16 protein-coding genes and 1 other annotated feature are annotated in these 16,142 nt (G+C 26.8%); of the genes, 9 read left to right on the forward strand and 7 right to left on the reverse strand.

All coding sequences use genetic code 11. The annotated features are described in order from the left end of the window. Nucleotides 1-95: 95 nt before the first annotated feature. From thiD to TVTCOM_RS09815, 7 genes are all read left to right on the forward strand, one after another. On the forward strand, nt 96-890 hold the full coding sequence (gene thiD, locus TVTCOM_RS09785) for a bifunctional hydroxymethylpyrimidine kinase/phosphomethylpyrimidine kinase (RefSeq protein WP_434799633.1): 795 nt from the start codon (nt 96-98) through the stop codon (nt 888-890). Between the two features lie 16 nt (nt 891-906). Beyond that, nucleotides 907-1,710, forward strand: a complete 804-nt coding sequence (thiM, locus tag TVTCOM_RS09790) for a hydroxyethylthiazole kinase (protein WP_434799634.1) — start codon at nt 907-909, stop codon at nt 1,708-1,710. A 16-nt stretch (nt 1,711-1,726) separates the two neighbouring features. Further along, nucleotides 1,727-2,389, forward strand: coding sequence for a thiaminase II (gene tenA, locus TVTCOM_RS09795; protein ID WP_434799635.1), 663 nt, complete (start codon nt 1,727-1,729; stop codon nt 2,387-2,389). Next, a complete protein-coding gene (gene thiT / locus TVTCOM_RS09800) occupies nt 2,389-3,003 on the forward strand; it encodes an energy-coupled thiamine transporter ThiT (RefSeq protein WP_434799636.1) in 615 nt (204 codons plus the stop codon). The genes tenA and thiT overlap by 1 nt, the downstream gene beginning before the upstream one ends. 9 nt (nt 3,004-3,012) lie before the next feature. Continuing rightward, nucleotides 3,013-3,645, forward strand: coding sequence for a thiamine phosphate synthase (thiE, locus tag TVTCOM_RS09805; protein ID WP_434799637.1), 633 nt, complete (start codon nt 3,013-3,015; stop codon nt 3,643-3,645). Between the two features lie 97 nt (nt 3,646-3,742). Further along, entirely contained in the window at nt 3,743-4,324 is a 582-nt protein-coding gene (locus tag TVTCOM_RS09810; RefSeq protein WP_434799638.1) for a TetR/AcrR family transcriptional regulator, read from the forward strand. 14 nt (nt 4,325-4,338) lie between these two features. Then, nucleotides 4,339-4,572, forward strand: coding sequence for a hypothetical protein (locus tag TVTCOM_RS09815; protein ID WP_434799639.1), 234 nt, complete (start codon nt 4,339-4,341; stop codon nt 4,570-4,572). A 28-nt stretch (nt 4,573-4,600) separates the two neighbouring features. Here the strand turns inward: TVTCOM_RS09815 and TVTCOM_RS09820 are convergent, their stop codons facing one another. Continuing rightward, nucleotides 4,601-4,903, reverse strand: coding sequence for a PTS sugar transporter subunit IIBC (locus TVTCOM_RS09820; protein WP_434799640.1), 303 nt, complete (start codon nt 4,901-4,903; stop codon nt 4,601-4,603). An 81-nt stretch (nt 4,904-4,984) separates the two neighbouring features. After that, entirely contained in the window at nt 4,985-5,845 is an 861-nt protein-coding gene (locus TVTCOM_RS09825) for a YitT family protein (RefSeq protein WP_434799641.1), read from the reverse strand. A gap of 215 nt (nt 5,846-6,060) precedes the next feature. On the opposite strand from TVTCOM_RS09825, the gene TVTCOM_RS09830 reads away from it, so the two are divergent. Next, complete coding sequence (locus TVTCOM_RS09830) at nt 6,061-7,221, forward strand: ComEC/Rec2 family competence protein (RefSeq protein WP_434799642.1); 1,161 nt, start codon at nt 6,061-6,063, stop codon at nt 7,219-7,221. A gap of 119 nt (nt 7,222-7,340) precedes the next feature. Here the strand turns inward: TVTCOM_RS09830 and TVTCOM_RS09835 are convergent, their stop codons facing one another. Further along, nucleotides 7,341-7,493, reverse strand: coding sequence for a hypothetical protein (locus tag TVTCOM_RS09835; protein ID WP_434799643.1), 153 nt, complete (start codon nt 7,491-7,493; stop codon nt 7,341-7,343). A gap of 250 nt (nt 7,494-7,743) precedes the next feature. Here TVTCOM_RS09835 and TVTCOM_RS09840 point away from each other — a divergent pair, with 250 nt between their 5' ends. After that, nucleotides 7,744-9,597: a tetratricopeptide repeat protein gene (locus tag TVTCOM_RS09840; RefSeq protein ID WP_434799644.1), complete on the forward strand. Its 1,854-nt coding sequence runs from the start codon at nt 7,744-7,746 to the stop codon at nt 9,595-9,597. 115 nt (nt 9,598-9,712) lie between these two features. On the opposite strand, the gene TVTCOM_RS09845 is transcribed toward TVTCOM_RS09840, so the two are convergent. The 4 genes from TVTCOM_RS09845 to TVTCOM_RS09860 form a co-directional block, all read right to left on the reverse strand. Beyond that, nucleotides 9,713-10,648, reverse strand: a complete 936-nt coding sequence (locus tag TVTCOM_RS09845; protein ID WP_434799645.1) for a magnesium transporter CorA family protein — start codon at nt 10,646-10,648, stop codon at nt 9,713-9,715. Nucleotides 10,649-11,100: 452 nt separating this feature from the next. Then, complete coding sequence (gene thrB, locus TVTCOM_RS09850) at nt 11,101-11,994, reverse strand: homoserine kinase (protein WP_434799646.1); 894 nt, start codon at nt 11,992-11,994, stop codon at nt 11,101-11,103. An 8-nt stretch (nt 11,995-12,002) separates the two neighbouring features. Continuing rightward, nucleotides 12,003-13,484 (reverse strand): threonine synthase, encoded by a 1,482-nt coding sequence (gene thrC / locus TVTCOM_RS09855; protein WP_434799647.1) that lies wholly within the window; start codon nt 13,482-13,484, stop codon nt 12,003-12,005. A gap of 57 nt (nt 13,485-13,541) precedes the next feature. Continuing rightward, nucleotides 13,542-13,767, reverse strand: a binding site (T-box leader). A 577-nt stretch (nt 13,768-14,344) separates the two neighbouring features. Then, nucleotides 14,345-15,973, reverse strand: coding sequence for an IS1182 family transposase (locus TVTCOM_RS09860; protein WP_434797079.1), 1,629 nt, complete (start codon nt 15,971-15,973; stop codon nt 14,345-14,347). Nucleotides 15,974-16,142: the final 169 nt, after the last annotated feature.

Consider the following 16,142-nt stretch of genomic DNA (forward strand, 5'->3'; position numbering starts at 1 on the left):
TTAAACTTGTTTATATTATGCTATGCCTACGGGTATAGCATTTTTTTATTGCAAGGAAATTATATAATCATTAACAAATTGGAGGGAGTGAAAATATGAAAAACTATAAAATACCAACATTAACGATTGCAGGCTCAGACTCATCAGGGGGGGCAGGAATACAAGCAGACTTAAAAACATTTTCTGCCATAGGAACTTATGGTATGAGTGTAATTACAGCCATTACTGCTCAAAACACACAAGGAGTTTTTTATGTTGAAGAACTTAGTTCAAAAATAATTAAGGAACAAATAAAAGCTGTATGTGAAGATATACCACCAAAAGCAATCAAAGTAGGAATGGTATCTTCTCCAGAGATAATTAAAGATATAGTGGAATCATTGGAAAAATACCCCTATGAATATTTAGTTGTTGATCCAGTTATGATTTCTAAAAGTGGGTACTCACTTCTTAGACCAGAAGCTAAGGATAATTTAATTAAATATCTTATACCTAAGGCATACATAGTAACACCAAATGTTCCTGAAGCTGAAGAAATAAGTAATATAAAAATAAATACAGTGGAAGATATGAAAAAAGCAGGTAAAGCAATTCTTGATCTAGGACCTAAATTTGTGCTTATGAAGGGGGGTCATTTAGATGGAGATTGTGTAGACGTATTAATGGGAGAAGACACTTTTGAAGTTTATAAATGTGAAAGAATAAATAAGAAAAATACTCATGGAACTGGGTGTACTATATCTTCTGCTATTACATCTCATTTAGCTTTAGGATATGACATTAAAGAAGCAGTAAAACTTAGTAAAGAATATATTACAGAGGCCATAAGACATAGCTTTGATATAGGTCAAGGAGTAGGACCGGTACATCATTTTTATAAATTTGATTAAACATAGGGGGGATATTATGTATAAATTATTAGAGAAAGTTAAAGAAATAAATCCACTTGTATTACACTATACAAATAACGTTACTATAACAGATTGTGCTAATACAACTCTAGCTATAGGGGCAAGTCCGTTAATGAGTTTTTCTTATGAAGAAGTTGACGACATAGTTAAAGTTGCTAGTAGTGTAGTTATTAATATAGGAACAATGAATAGTGAGCTACTAGATTTATTTGTATTAGCAGGAAAAACTGCTAATAAGTACAATAAACCAGTTGTATTAGATCCAGTAGGAGTATTTGCTACAAAAGCAAGAACTGATTTAACTAATAAATTATTAAATGAAGTTAAATTTGATGTAATTAGAGGGAATATATCTGAAATTCAGTTTATAGGTGGACTAGATGTGAAAGGTAAAGGTGTAGATTCTTTTGATGATGGAAGTGACGCATCATTTATTGCTAAAGAAGTGGCTAAAAAACTTGAGTGCGTTGTAGTTGCTTCAGGGAAAATAGATGTAATCAGTGATGGAGATAAAATTTATAAAATAAGCAATGGAACACCAAAACTTAAATTTATAACAGGTACAGGATGTATGAGCACATCTTTAATAGGAAGTTTCTTACCATGTACAGAAAATAAAATAGATGCAGCAGTAATGGGGACTTTAGTAATGTCTCTTTGTGGAGAATTAGCTAATAGAGAAAATCCATCAATAGGAAGTTTTAAAACAAAACTATTTGATGAAATGTTTATTTTGAATGAAGATACTTGTAATAAATATGGAAAAATTGAATTAGCACAACTTAATTGTTCATTATAGTAGAAAGGGAGACGATATGCTATTATCAGATTATTTATTTAATGAAAGTAAGAAAATATGGGATGAATATTTAAAACATCCTTTTATAGTAAAAATGGGACAAGGAACTTTAGATAAAGAAAAATTTAGAGATTATTTAGTTCAAGATTATTTATATCTTTTAGATTATGCTAAGGTTTATGCCACGGGACTTATAAAAAGCGATGATGTAAAACATATGAAATTTTTTAAAGATAGCATAAATGGAATTATGGAAGATGAAAGTGCTACACATATAGCTTATTTAAAAGACTTAGGTGAAGATATTAAAACTCTTCAAAAACATAATATTAAATTAGAAAATGAAAATTATACTAATTTTATGAAAAGTATAGCATTAACAGGAGATATTCAAGATTTAATAATAGCAGTACTGCCATGTGCTTGGAGTTATTATTATATAGCTAAAGAAATGAAAGAAATATATAAAGATAAGTTAGAAAATAATTATTACGCTGCATGGATAGAGTCATATTCTTGTGAAGAATACAGAATGTGTGCTAAGAAAAATATAGATTTCTCAAATGAACTATGTAAAAATATAGACGACAACAAAAAAGAAAAATTAAAAGAGATTTTTATAAAGGGAAGTTTATATGAAATGGAATTTTGGAATATGGCTTATAAGGAGGTTAAGTAATGTTAAATACAATTATGCTTATAATATGTTTAGTACCAATTGCTTTTTATGTATTTAATTTAAAAGGATATAAATTAAATACAAAAACTATGATAGTTATTGCTCTATTTGCTGCTTGTAGCTTTGTTTTATCAAAAATACAACTTATACAATATCCTCAAGGAGGAGGAATTAACTTATTGTCATCTCTTCCGATTTTAATGATAGGACTTTTATATGGGCCAATGACAGGTATGACTTGTGGTTTAGTTGCAGGGTTAATATCATTAATAGGTGGAGCGTATATAATTCATCCAGCGCAGTTTTTACTTGATTATATACTACCAACAATGTTACTTGGAGTAAGTGGATTGTTTGGATCTGAAACAAAGAAAAATATATTTTTAGGATGTTTACTTGCAGTACTTCTAAAACAAACTTCTCATATACTTTCAGGATGTGTTTTCTTTGCAGAATATGCTTGGGAAGGATGGAATCCTATAGCCTACTCTATGGCTTATAACTTATCAGGAACAGGTGTAGAAGGATTATTAAGTTCTATAGTATTAACAATATTGCCTTTATCAAAAATTAAAAAAATGACTAACATAGAATCTGTTAATAAGGCAAGCTAGGAGATTATTATGATAGATATAAATAAGTTAAAAAAAGATCTTAAAATATATTTAGTAACAGATTCAGATTTATTAAAAGGAAGAGATTTTTATAAATGTATTGAAGAGGCTATAAAAGCTGGAGTTACTATGGTACAACTTAGAGAAAAAGATGCTGATGGCAAGGAGTTTTTAGAAAAAGCCATAAAGCTTAGAGAACTTACTAAAAAATATAATATTTCATTTATTATTAATGATAGAGTAGATATTGCCTTGCTAGTTGATGCTGATGGTGTTCATGTGGGCCAAAGTGATATAGATGCTGTATCAGTAAGAAAATTAATAGGTGAAAATAAAATTATAGGAGTATCAGCTAGAACTGTTGAAGAGGCTATGCAAGCTAAAAAAGATGGAGCTAATTATCTAGGTATTGGATCAATGTTTTCAACAAGTACAAAATTAGATGCTAAACAAGTTTCTTTTAACACTTTAAATGAAATAATAAAAAAAGTTAATCTGCCATTTGTTTTAATTGGAGGAATAAGTTTGGAAAATGTACATGAGTTAAAACCATTTAATCCAGATGGGTATGCTCTTGTTTCAGGCATATTAGCAGCAACAGATATATATGCTAGAGTGAAACTTTGGAATGATAAAATATAGATATATTGAAATGACCTAGAAATAGGTCATTTCTTTATGTTATAATGAACTTAAAAAGAATATATGTTTTAGTAATAAGTTATGAAGGGGAAATTAAATGGATCAAGTAAATTCAACCAAAAATAGAATATCCTCTGTTGCATGGAAATTATTTCATGAACAGGGATATGAAGCAACAACAGTGGATCAAATAATAAATGAATGTGGGATATCAAAAGGAAATTTCTATCATTACTTTAGTGCAAAGGATGATTTATTGAATACCTTATCAGATATATTTGATGAAGAATACACAAAAATAATGGGTACATTAGACGATGACATGAATAGCTTTGATAAGCTTATAGAAACCAGTAGGCATTTATTTCGTTTTATAGAAGAAAGTGTACCTGTAGAATTATTATCTATTTTATATTCATCACAAATTGTTAAGAAAGGAAAAAAGCACCTACTAGATCAACAAAGAGTATATTATAAAGTTTTGCAACAAATAATAAGTGAAGGTCAAAGTAGAAATCAAATAAAAAATAATAAATCATTTTGGGAGTTATCTAAAATTTATGCTATGCAAGAAAGAGCAGTTTTATACGATTGGTGCATTTGTGAAGGTAATTATCCTTTATCTTCTTATGGTATTGACCTTTTAGAAATGTTTTTAAAAGACATTAAAATAGATTAATAAGGATGGTAAAAATGAGTAATATTAATATTAAACTTACTAGAGACGACTTTGATTTTAAATTTAAACAATATGAAGGAATGTATTTTCATGCTGAAATAAATGATAATAGTGAAGTTGTAAAATATAAAATCACTAAAGATAAAGATGGTAATGAGCTAAAGGAATTTGGCAATACTCACTTAAAGGAGAACATGATTTATATTCCTCAAATAGAGGCTTATATTGATCTAAAGAAAATAAACTAAAAAAGAGAGATATTATTCTCTCTCTTTTTTAGTTTAAGTCTAAAGTTATTTCTGAAATTACATTTTCAGGATTTTTTATAACAAATTGAGGTAATACTTCATAATATTCTCGATCTATAAATCTTTCTATTTCTTCAATTTGCTCCACTTCTTTTTCAGTTACAAATAATACTATATTTGAATTTTGTATAATATTCTCAGATAATTTATTTATTATACCTTTTTCATTTTGGATTTCATAATTTACAATTATTCCTAGTTTAGATCCAGCTTCTTTAAGAAGCTTTCCACTTAAATCACTATTACATATTGCTGCTATTTTTATATTCATTAATTTATACCTCTTTTTTAATAAAGTAAATATAGTTATAATATATTGCTAGGAAATTACAAGTCTTGCATTTGTATAAATTTATGCACTTATAGGAGCGAATCCTTCTCCAAATACTTCGTGCACATCACTTACTATAATAAAGGCATTTTTATCAACTTTTTTGATTAATTTTTTTAAATGAACTTCTTGATTTTTATTTACAACAACTATTAATACACTTTTACTATTATCAGTATATCCACCTTTTCCATCAAGAATTGTTATACCTCTATTCATGTCATTTACAATAGCATTTTTTAGAGCTTCCTCTTCATTTGTTATTATCATAAAGCTCTTAGAATAATCAAATCCTGCAACAATAAAGTCTACCATCTTTACTATGACATATAAGCTAATTGCAGAATATAAAGCTGTTTCTAAGTTTTTATTAACTATACCAGATGATAGTACAACAAGTCCGTCTAAAAATACTAAGCATTTTGATATTGGAATGCTTGGTATTGCTCTGTTAATCATTAAGGCTATTAAATCTGTTCCCCCAGTGGAACCATCAACTCTAAATATAATTCCAAGTCCAAGACCGTTAAGTATAGCTCCTGTTATTGCTGATAGTAAAACATCATTTGTTACTGAAATTTGAGAAAATGAAGATGTTAAGTTTATACATCCAGATAGTAGTAACATGCCGAATAAAGTTTTTAAAGAATCTCTTTTCCCTAAGATCTTAACGGAAAACACTATTAGAGGTATACCTAAGATTAACATTATTGTCGACACAGATAAACCACTAACTTTACTTAAAACTACAGATAGACCGCTTAGGCCACCTGGTGCAATAGTATGAGGACCTAAGAATATGTTTATACCACAACTTAGTAGTATACATCCCACAATCATACCTAAAACTTCTGTAATCATATTTTTTAAATTATTTTTCATTTATATCCCTCCATAAGTTCTATTATAACAAGTAAAATAAAATTTTACTAATATTTTGAAATAATATGTAATATTAACTTTATTCTGAAAATAAAAACCAATACAAAATAATATAAGATATATATTAAGGTATTAAATTTACAAAAATTTACATAAATCTTTAAAAATTTCAGTTATAATAATATTTAGGAATAATATGGAAAGGAATACATAATATGAAAAAATATATTGCAGGATTTAGAAGTAATAATTCTAAGAAGAAAAAAAAAGCTAGTATATATTATTTTTTAACTACATTGCTTTTTCTTTTAGGAACATCCAAAGATATAAATGATATATCCCTTTATTTGCTTCTTTTGATGACACCATCATTAGTATGTAATTTTAAAGCTTTTATTAAAAAAATAAAAAACAAAAAGAAAAAAGAAATCTTTTTACGTACTTTAATATGCTATTTAATAACTTTGTGTGTTTTCATAACTTCAACACCTAAATTAAATGTAGCAATAGCTGACTCACAGTTATTATCAGAAGCAGTTAATAAAATTTCTTTAAGCACAAATAAAAAAGAAAAAAAATCCAGTGAAGAAAAAGACGAAGACGTAATATCTAATGTTTATGAAGGGCAATTACATTTTATAAATACGGGAAATTCAGATGCCATACTTATTAGACAAGGGGGAGAAGCAGTTCTTATTGATGGAGGAGATAATGATGATGAAGAGACTGTTGTCAACTATTTAAAAGATATAGGTGTTAAAGAGCTAAAATATGTTATAGCTACACATCCAGATGCTGATCATATAGGAGGATTGGATGCTGTAATTAATTCAATACCTGTAGAAGCTGTTTATGTAAGTAATGGTGATGCTAATACAAAAACTTATTCAGATTTTATTACTGCCATGTCTAATAAGAACTTATATCCTAGTGTACCTTTATTGGGTACAGAATTTTATTTAGGGACGTCAAAATTTAAAGTATTATCAGCAGCAAATTTAAAGGATCCAAATGATAATTCCATTGTTTTAGAGTATGTAAATGGCAATGACAAAATATTGCTTATGGGAGATGTTGGAACAAATATTGAAAGGATTATAAATGTGGAAGAAGTTGACTTAATTAAAATAGGTCATCATGGCTCTAATACTAGTTCAGGTGTTAACTTTATAAAGAAAATTAATCCTAAATATGCCGTAATAACTGTTGGTAAAAACAATAGATATGGTCACCCTAATAAAGAAACTATGCAAACTTTGAAAAAAGAAAACGTAGAAGTTCATAGAAGTGATGAATGTGGTAATATTTTATTTAAATCAACGGGAAACGGCCTAAAAATTAATTGTGAAAAAGGAAGTTATAATTATGGTCGTTAATAATATACCTACCGTAAATCTATTTATAGTAATGATTTAAATGAAATGAAATAATAAATATTAAAATAAACCTCTTAAAACTTGATTTATAGAAATAAGTTTTAAGAGGTTTTTTATAGTTAAAATAGGTTAAAAAATTTAAACACCAATAAACATACTAAAATAAATAATGCTGCTTTAAAAATTATAGATGTGAAAACTTTTAATAGTTTAAAACCAATTCCTATTACAACTACTAAAAGACAAATCTTTAATAATAAATTTAAATCCATATGTATTCCTCCTGTAATATATAATATTATATTGTCAATGTATATATAATATATTTTTTTTGTTAATTAATCAAGTTTTTCATTTTTTGCATAATAAAAGTAATAATAAAAATAATATAATAGATGTAATAATGCAAACATAAAATTACATCTTTATTACAATTTTGAAAAATTATTCATGAAGTATATACAATGTAATATAATATCTATTATTGGAATTATTATATTAAATTAAATAGGAGTAAAAAAGATGATGAGTTCAAAATTTTCTTTTGGAAAAATTAAAGATTTACCTAAAGAATCTGGATTAACACATAAAAAGGCTGTTATCTTAGAAAAGATGGGAAAAGTTGATGAGGCAATTGAACCATATAAAATATCAGCTGAAGAAGGAAATGTAAAATCACAGTATTCATTAGGAAAAATATATTTAAACAAAAAGCAATATCATGAAGCAGAAAGATGGTTTTCTATGGCATTTAAAAATGGCAATGAAAATGCTGCATTTGATTTGGGAAATATGTATTATGATTTAGAAGGATATGAGTATGCATTATATTGGTATGAAAAAGTTGCAATGGAAGGTAATGTAAAGGCACAAAATAATCTAGGAGTAGTGCATTATAAACTAGGTGATTATTCAAGAAGTGAGAAATGGTTAAAAATCGCGGTGGATGATAATTTAGGTTGTGCATGCTTTAATTTAGGCATTTTGTATCTTAGCTTAGAAAAAGAAGAAGAAGCTATAGAATACTTTAAAAAAGGGTCTGTGTTACTTTCTGATGACTGTAAATATAATCTAGCTATCTTGCATAGAAAAAATGACAATGAAAAGAATGCTATTTCTATATATAAGCAATTATATCGTTCATCTCATGCAAAGGGATGTTACAATATGGGTTTAATAATGGAAATTAATAAGGATGAAAGTGAAGCCGAAAGATATTATCTAAAAAGTTGTAAAAGCGAATTTTCAAAGTCACAGTATAGATTAGCATATTTATACGATAGACAAGATAAAAGAGAAGATGCTATTGAATATTATGAAAAAGGTATTGCCCATGATAATCCTTTATGCAAATTCAGATTAGCTAATTTATGCAATAAGGAGAATGAAATAGAAAGAGCAAAGATGTATTATGATTTGGCTTCTAATGATATGGTAGAAGCTAAAAATAATTTAGCTGGATTGTATTTTGAGGATAAAAATTACGATAAAGCTATAAAAAACTATGATGAAGCAATAGTGGATGGATGTAAAATAGCTATAGAAAATATTGCCGATTTGTATGATCAAACTGGAGATATAGAAAAAGCTATTTCTTATTATCAACGAAATTCTACTATTATATCTTGTCAAATAAAATTGGGGGATATTTTTAGAAGAATTGATAATATTGATGAAGCTATAGTATGGTATCAAAAGGCATTTGAAAATAATGATATTTATGCTGCCTATTCTTTGGGATTAATATATGAGGAACTAGAAGATTATGAAGAAGCTAAAAAGTACTTTATTTTTGCTGTTGAAAATAATCACTTAAATAGTCGTATTCATTTGGGAAGAATATATTATAATGAAGGAAATCAGGAAGAAGCTAAGAATATGTTTGATATAAGTGCCAACGAAAATAATACATATTCTCAACATATGCTAGGTTTAATCTATGAAAATCATTATAATGATTATACAAATGCAAAATATTGGTATGAAAAATCTAAGGAACAGGGATGTGTTGAATCAATTTACAATTTAGGTCAGCTTTCTCTTAAACAGGGAGAAATAGAGGAAAGTGAAAAATACTTTGTAGAAGGTTTAAAAAAAGAAGACAAAAATTGTGAATATATGCTAGCTTATTTGTTTTATGAGAAAAGCAGAAATATATTTAAGGATTTGAGTGAAGCTTATTATGAAAATAGTGAAAAAATTTATAATGAACTTTTAGAACTAGATGTGGATAAAAATAAAAGACTAGTTGCGGAATTTGAAGAAATTCTTGAAGAAGATGAAGATGAATATATACCTCAATATATTTTAGAAGTAAGTGAAAACTTAGAAAATGAATTTGAAGATATTGAGTATGAAATGAAAATAGAATATTAAAATAAAGGTGCTTAAATGAAAACTCATATAAGCACCTTTATATTATTAAGAAATTATTATATACTTTAGTATTTTTAGGTTAAAAATCAATACTCAAGGTTATGATGAATTATACTTACAACAATTTATTTTTAGATAAAAGTATTGATAATATTAAACAAATAATTGATGAAATAAATAGTATTATCCAAAATCCATTGGGATCTCTTGAAAATGGAATATTTTCCACATTCATACCAAAATACCCTGAGATCATTGTAGGTATTGATAAAATAAGTGTTACAACAGTTAGAAGTTGCATTACATTATTTTGATTATTATTAATAATAGCACTAAAAGCATCCATGATCCTACTAAGTATATCGCCATAAATAGAAGCCATTTCAAGGGCCTGTCTATTTTCTATAATAACATCTTCTAATAAATCCTCATCTTCAGAATATTTTTTTATGGTAGACGTACGAAGCATTTTGTTTAAAACTAGTTCAATTGCTTTTAATGATGTGGAAAAATATACTAGAGATTTTTCCAGTTCTAATAATTGAACTAGCTCTTTATTTTTCATAGACTTGTGTATTTCACGTTCTATTTGAATAGTCATTTTATTAATTCTTCTAAGATACAATAGATAATAAGTAGCGTTCTTGTGCAAAATTTGAAGTATAAAACGAGGCTTCTTGTAAGTATAAAACTCTTTTATATGACCAGCAATAAAGTCATTTAAAATTTTACTCTGAGCAGTACATACCGTAATTATAGAATTACTAGTAAGTATTATTCCTAGAGGAATAGTAGAGTAGTGAGCAGAGTCAGAGTCAGATTCATCTATGGGAATATCTATTAAAATTAATGTATGATTATCCTCCACGTCGATTCTTGAACGTTCCTCTTCATCGAGAGCCGCATTGATACTATCAATATCTATATCAAATCTATCTGAAATGTATCTTATTTCTTCATGACTTGGTTCAACAAGATTTATCCAACAACCTTCATCAAAGTCGTTAAGTTTTTCTAATTTTGTCTCAATTGTTTTGTAATATCTTATCATGGCAACACATCCTTTATTCAGTTTTATATATTGGCACTTAATGATATCTATTAAAAGACCAATATATAAAAAGGGTATTAGTCATAAATAGATATTATTAAGTGATTAAAAAGTCTTACAGTCCGAAACAAGAGTATCGGAATACTGTCCATTTTTGATCACTCTCCTTTATTATTAAAACATCTATTATATATTAATAATTTTTTAAAAATAAATCAATACTTGAAAAAAATTATGACTAAAAATAATAGACCTATTTAATATTATAAACCTTTTAAAAAAAATATAAAATCCTTTTTATAAAAATTTAATATTTGACAAAAATAAATTTGTTTAAATAGAAAAAAGATATAATCTTAAAAAATTATATCTTTTAATTGATAAAGGTATGCACAAAAATGTGTAGGCCTTTAAATTACATATTAATTTAAATTACATATTAAGATGAACTATTATATAATATTTAAAACAACACCTTCAAAGTCACAATGTAAATCTTTAATTTGCCATTTATTTTCTAAAGTTGCTAAATAAGACTGCATTTCAGGTAAAAAATTCTTATCCTCATCAGAAGTAAGAGACATTATAGTTGGACCTGCACCACTTAAAAACGTACCCAAGCAATTTAATTTATTTGAATGACTGACAATTTTATCATAGTCATTTATTAAGGGACTTCTATATTCTTGATGAAATTTATCTTTACATGCTACTTTTAGTAACTCTAGATTATTATTCATAAAGGCTGTAACTAAGAGAGTTGCTCTTGATACATTGAAAACACCATCATCATGTTCTATTATTTTTGGTAGCACAGCTCTAGCTTTCTCTGTTGAAAGTTTAAAATCTGGTATAAGAGCGCAAAATCTTAAGTGTTTAGGAACTTTGATAGTATCATAGTATATTTTTTCCTTTTCCATAAATGATACGATCATATTTCCATATATAGCAGGAGCAACGTTATCAGGATGCCCTTCAATTTCTGTTGCTAATTTTAATATTTCTTCTTTACTTAAATTTGACTTGCTAAGATAGTTGGCCCCCACAAGTCCTGCTACAATACATGTTGCGCTACTTCCTAGACCTCTACATATAGGTATTTCATCTACAATTTTTATTTTAATACCTTTTGGGATAATACTAGGTTTGACTTTTTCAAAAAAATATTGCATTGATTTGTATACCATATTATCTTCATTTATATATTCGTTTTCTTTTTCTTCAATTATAATGCCTTCGTCTATTTCTTCAAAATAAAATTTATTATATAAATTTAAAGCTACTCCAAGGCAATCATATCCTGGTCCAATATTTGCACTAGTAGCTGGAACTATTACTTCTAACATATTATCACCTACACCTTTAAAATATTTTTAATTTCTTTCTTCAATTCATATTTCTCGCAATTTCTGTTATGCAGAATTTTAGCAGTTTTTAAATCTTTTATTGGTAATGGAATATTTGTATTAGTTTCTAAACTAAGATTTTCTGAAATAAGAAACTCATCTACATTTTCAATATTTTTACCCAAAGAAGATAATACGTCCTTACTAAATTTATAAGGGCTTGCAGTAGAAACTATTACAGTAGCTATATTCTCAGAATTATTTTCTTTATATTTTTCATAGGCAGTATAAGCTACGCATGTATGTGTATCTATTAAATAATTGTTTTCTTTGAAAACTTTATTAATATTTTCTTTTACCTCAGACTGTGTAGCATATTCTCCATGGAAAGTATTTAAATTTAATTTCATATCTTTATCTATTTCATAAAAGCCTTTATTATTTAAGTTGTTTATTAGAGAATTCACTTTATTATGATTTCTGTTAGCAACTTCAAATAAAAGTCTTTCCAAATTGCTCGATATTAATATATCCATAGATGGAGAAGTTGTTAAATGAAGAGCTCTATTTTTATCGTATTTACCAGTGTCAAAAAAGTCATATAGTACATTATTTTCATTGGAAGCACAAATTAATTTATTAACTGGTAATCCCATAAGTTTAGCGTAATAAGCTGCTAAAATATTACCAAAATTACCTGTAGGTACAACAAAGTTTATTTTATCACCTAATTTAATATGTTCACCTTTTACTAAATTTAAGTAAGAATAAAAATAATAAACAACTTGAGGTAATAATCGGCCAATATTTATAGAGTTGGCAGAAGATAGTATATAATTGTTTTTCAACAATAATTTATTAAATTCTTCATCACTAAATATATTTTTTACGGCAGATTGGGCATCATCAAAATTGCCATTTATTGAAACAACAGAAGTATTATTTCCTTCTTGAGTTGTCATTTGAAGTTTTTGGATATTACTTACACCATCCTCTGGGAAAAAAACAATTATTTTAATTTGATTCAAGTTTTTGAAACCTTCCAAAGCAGCTTTACCTGTATCACCTGATGTTGCTGTTAAAATAACTATTTCTTCTTTAACATTATTTTTTTTAAGTGATTTTTCTAGAAGATGTGGCATTAATGTCAAAGCCATATCTTTAAATGCACATGTAGGTCCATGATACAATTCAAGAAAATAATGGTTATTAATTTTTTTAGTTGGTGCAATTAGTTTTGTATCAAATTTATCATTATAAGCCTTATTAATACATGATTTTAATTCTTCTTCGGTAAAATCATCTAAAAATAGTTTTAAAATCTCTAAGCATAGTTCCTTATAGGTAAGATCAATAAATTTATTAAGTTTATCTTCTAAGTTGGGAAATTCTGTTGGCACATATAATCCACCATCAGAGCAAAGTCCGTTTACTATAGCTTTTGACCCCTTTATTTTTTCACTACATCCCCTTGTACTTATAAAGTGCATATTTGTACCTCCTCATAAAAATATGTTTTTTTGTAATAAAAAAACTCTCATCCCTAAAACAGGGACGAGAGTATATTCCCGCGGTTCCACCCAAATTGATTAAAAAATCCACTTGTTACATATAACGTATGTAAAACGTCTATTCTTACTAAAATCAAAAGATAACTTCAGAATGAAGCTCCTAGGTAGTTTTCAATATTTCTAATTAAGGAAATCTTTCAGCCTATGAATTTCCCTCTCTGGTAATCGATTAAAATTTACTCTTCCTAATCATTGCTTTTTTATATTAAATTATTATAAATTCTAACCAAAGTCTTTAGGGATGTCAAGAAAAATTATTAAAATGTATGGAAAATAATACTATTTATATTAAAATATTACAAAGTCTTAACTCTTTATAAAGTAAAATTATGATAAAATATTACTATCATTAAAAAAATCAACTATTATTTTATATAAAATAATATAAAAAGAATTAGAATTCCTATTAAATTCATAAATTATTCATATTGGGGTATTATAATAATAACAAAAGGAGGAGTTAATATGGCAATTGTACTTATAACAGCAGTATTAGTAGTTATAATGCTTGGGTTATCATTTTTATCATACTTATCAGAGTTAAACTTAATAGAAGAATAACTTTGAGTATAAAAGAATAAAATAATTTTATCTATTTAAATATATGTAAAAAGAGGCTGTCGCATAAACGATTGAAAAATCGTTGGGCGATAGCTCCTTTTTACTTATTTAAAACTCAAAACTACTGAAAATAATTTTATTTCACTTATATTTACTAAAAATAAGCATGACAAATAAAGGTATTTGAAATACCGTTTTTTTAGCTATCTATATTAAAATTAAGCGATTTTCTTTAAAGGATGAAGGGATGTTTTACATTTTCCATTTTGTATTTTATTATGCAATTTATTTATGTTATAAGCCATTCCTAATAAAATACATTCCGCTAAAATATTTTTTTCACCTTTACATAAAAACCTTCTAAATTCCATGTTTTGTTTTATTTGAGCGAATGCTCCTTCGGCTTGAATACTTCTATTCATTCTTAGTTGAATACCTTCGGTACTCACTATTCTTTGTAAATTTCCTTTACGTTTTTCATTAAATACTTTTGAAATATTAAGTTTTTTAGTTCTATCTTCTAAAGGAGTTTTACAGTTATTTCCTTTAATGCATTTAGTTTTAAATTGACATCCTTTACAATCTTCGCACATATAACAAGTTATTTCACACTTGTATCCAGTTGTACTTTTTCTGGTTTTTGTGCTAGTAACAGTTAATTTCTTATTGTTTTTACATAGATAATAGTCATCTTTATCGTTGTAAGACATATTATCCATTCTACCAATATCATTTTTATATTTTCTTGTTTTACTAATTTCATAATTAGCTGGTTTTATAAATGATTGTTGTCCATTTTTTTCTAGATGTACATAGTTTTCTTCACTTTCATATCCTGAATCAGTTATTACTTTAGGATATTTAAAACTTAAATATGACTCTGCATTTTGTAAAAATGGTATTAGAGTAGTTGTGTCAGCTGGTTGAGGTCCTGCACTTATCCAGACTATATATTCAGAATCAACTCCAAACTGAACGTTGTAAGCAGGTTTTAATTGACCATTTTTCATATGATCTTCCTTCATTCTCATGAAAGTGGCATCTTTATCTGTTTTAGAGTAGCTATTACGTTCACCCATTATATGTAAATCTTTAGTGTATTTTTTTAATCTATCAATATAGCTATCTAATTCTTCAATAGATTTTTGAATAGGCGATTTTCTTTTACCTTTACCATAAACAAATACAACATCTTCTTCATTTGCTATTTTCTTAAGTTTTTTTAGTAATTTTTTTAGATGATGCATTTTGATTTTGTTTTTATAAATTAATTTGATACCAAAATCTTGTTCACATTTTAAAACGAAATTAGGTATTTTATCCATCATTTTTTGCATATTTTTTGTTACAGCTTTTTTCCAAACAAAAGTATATCTATTAGATGACGCTTCTATTTTAGTACCATCTATAAATATTGTTTCTTTTGAAATTTCATTTTTATCTGCAAGCATATTTGCTAATTGGGCAAGTAATTCTTCAGATACTGGTGCGAAATGTATACTACGAAATCTGGCAATTGTTGAATGATCTGGAGCGGAGGCTCCGCCTAAAAGATACATAAAATTAACATCTCTTTTGCATGCATTTTCTATTTTTCTTGAAGAATATAAGCTATTCATATATCCGTAAACAATGATTTTTAACATTTCTCTTGGGGTTATTGTATTTTCTCTAATTCGAGAATAAGTCTGATATAACTTTTCTAAATTCATCTCCTCTATAGTTTGACTTAATAACCTCACTGAATCATCTTTTGGAATTAAATAATCAATCTCTAGTGGTAATTTTAATTGATAATTATCACCATACTTAGTATAATCAATTTGTATAATATTTTGTTTGGTCATAAAATAATTATACAAAAATCCCAAGATCTTTTGAACTTGGGATTTATTTTTTTATGCAAAAAGGGCATCGCCCTATTTTTTTAGTGCGACAGCCCCTTTTTATATTTTTAAGGAATTTATGATATGAATAATTTGAAAATATAAAGATAAATTAAAAGTTTCAAGAGGA

The sequence above is a fragment of the Terrisporobacter vanillatitrophus genome (assembly GCF_051148895.1).
GTDB lineage: Bacteria > Bacillota > Clostridia > Peptostreptococcales > Peptostreptococcaceae > Terrisporobacter > Terrisporobacter vanillatitrophus.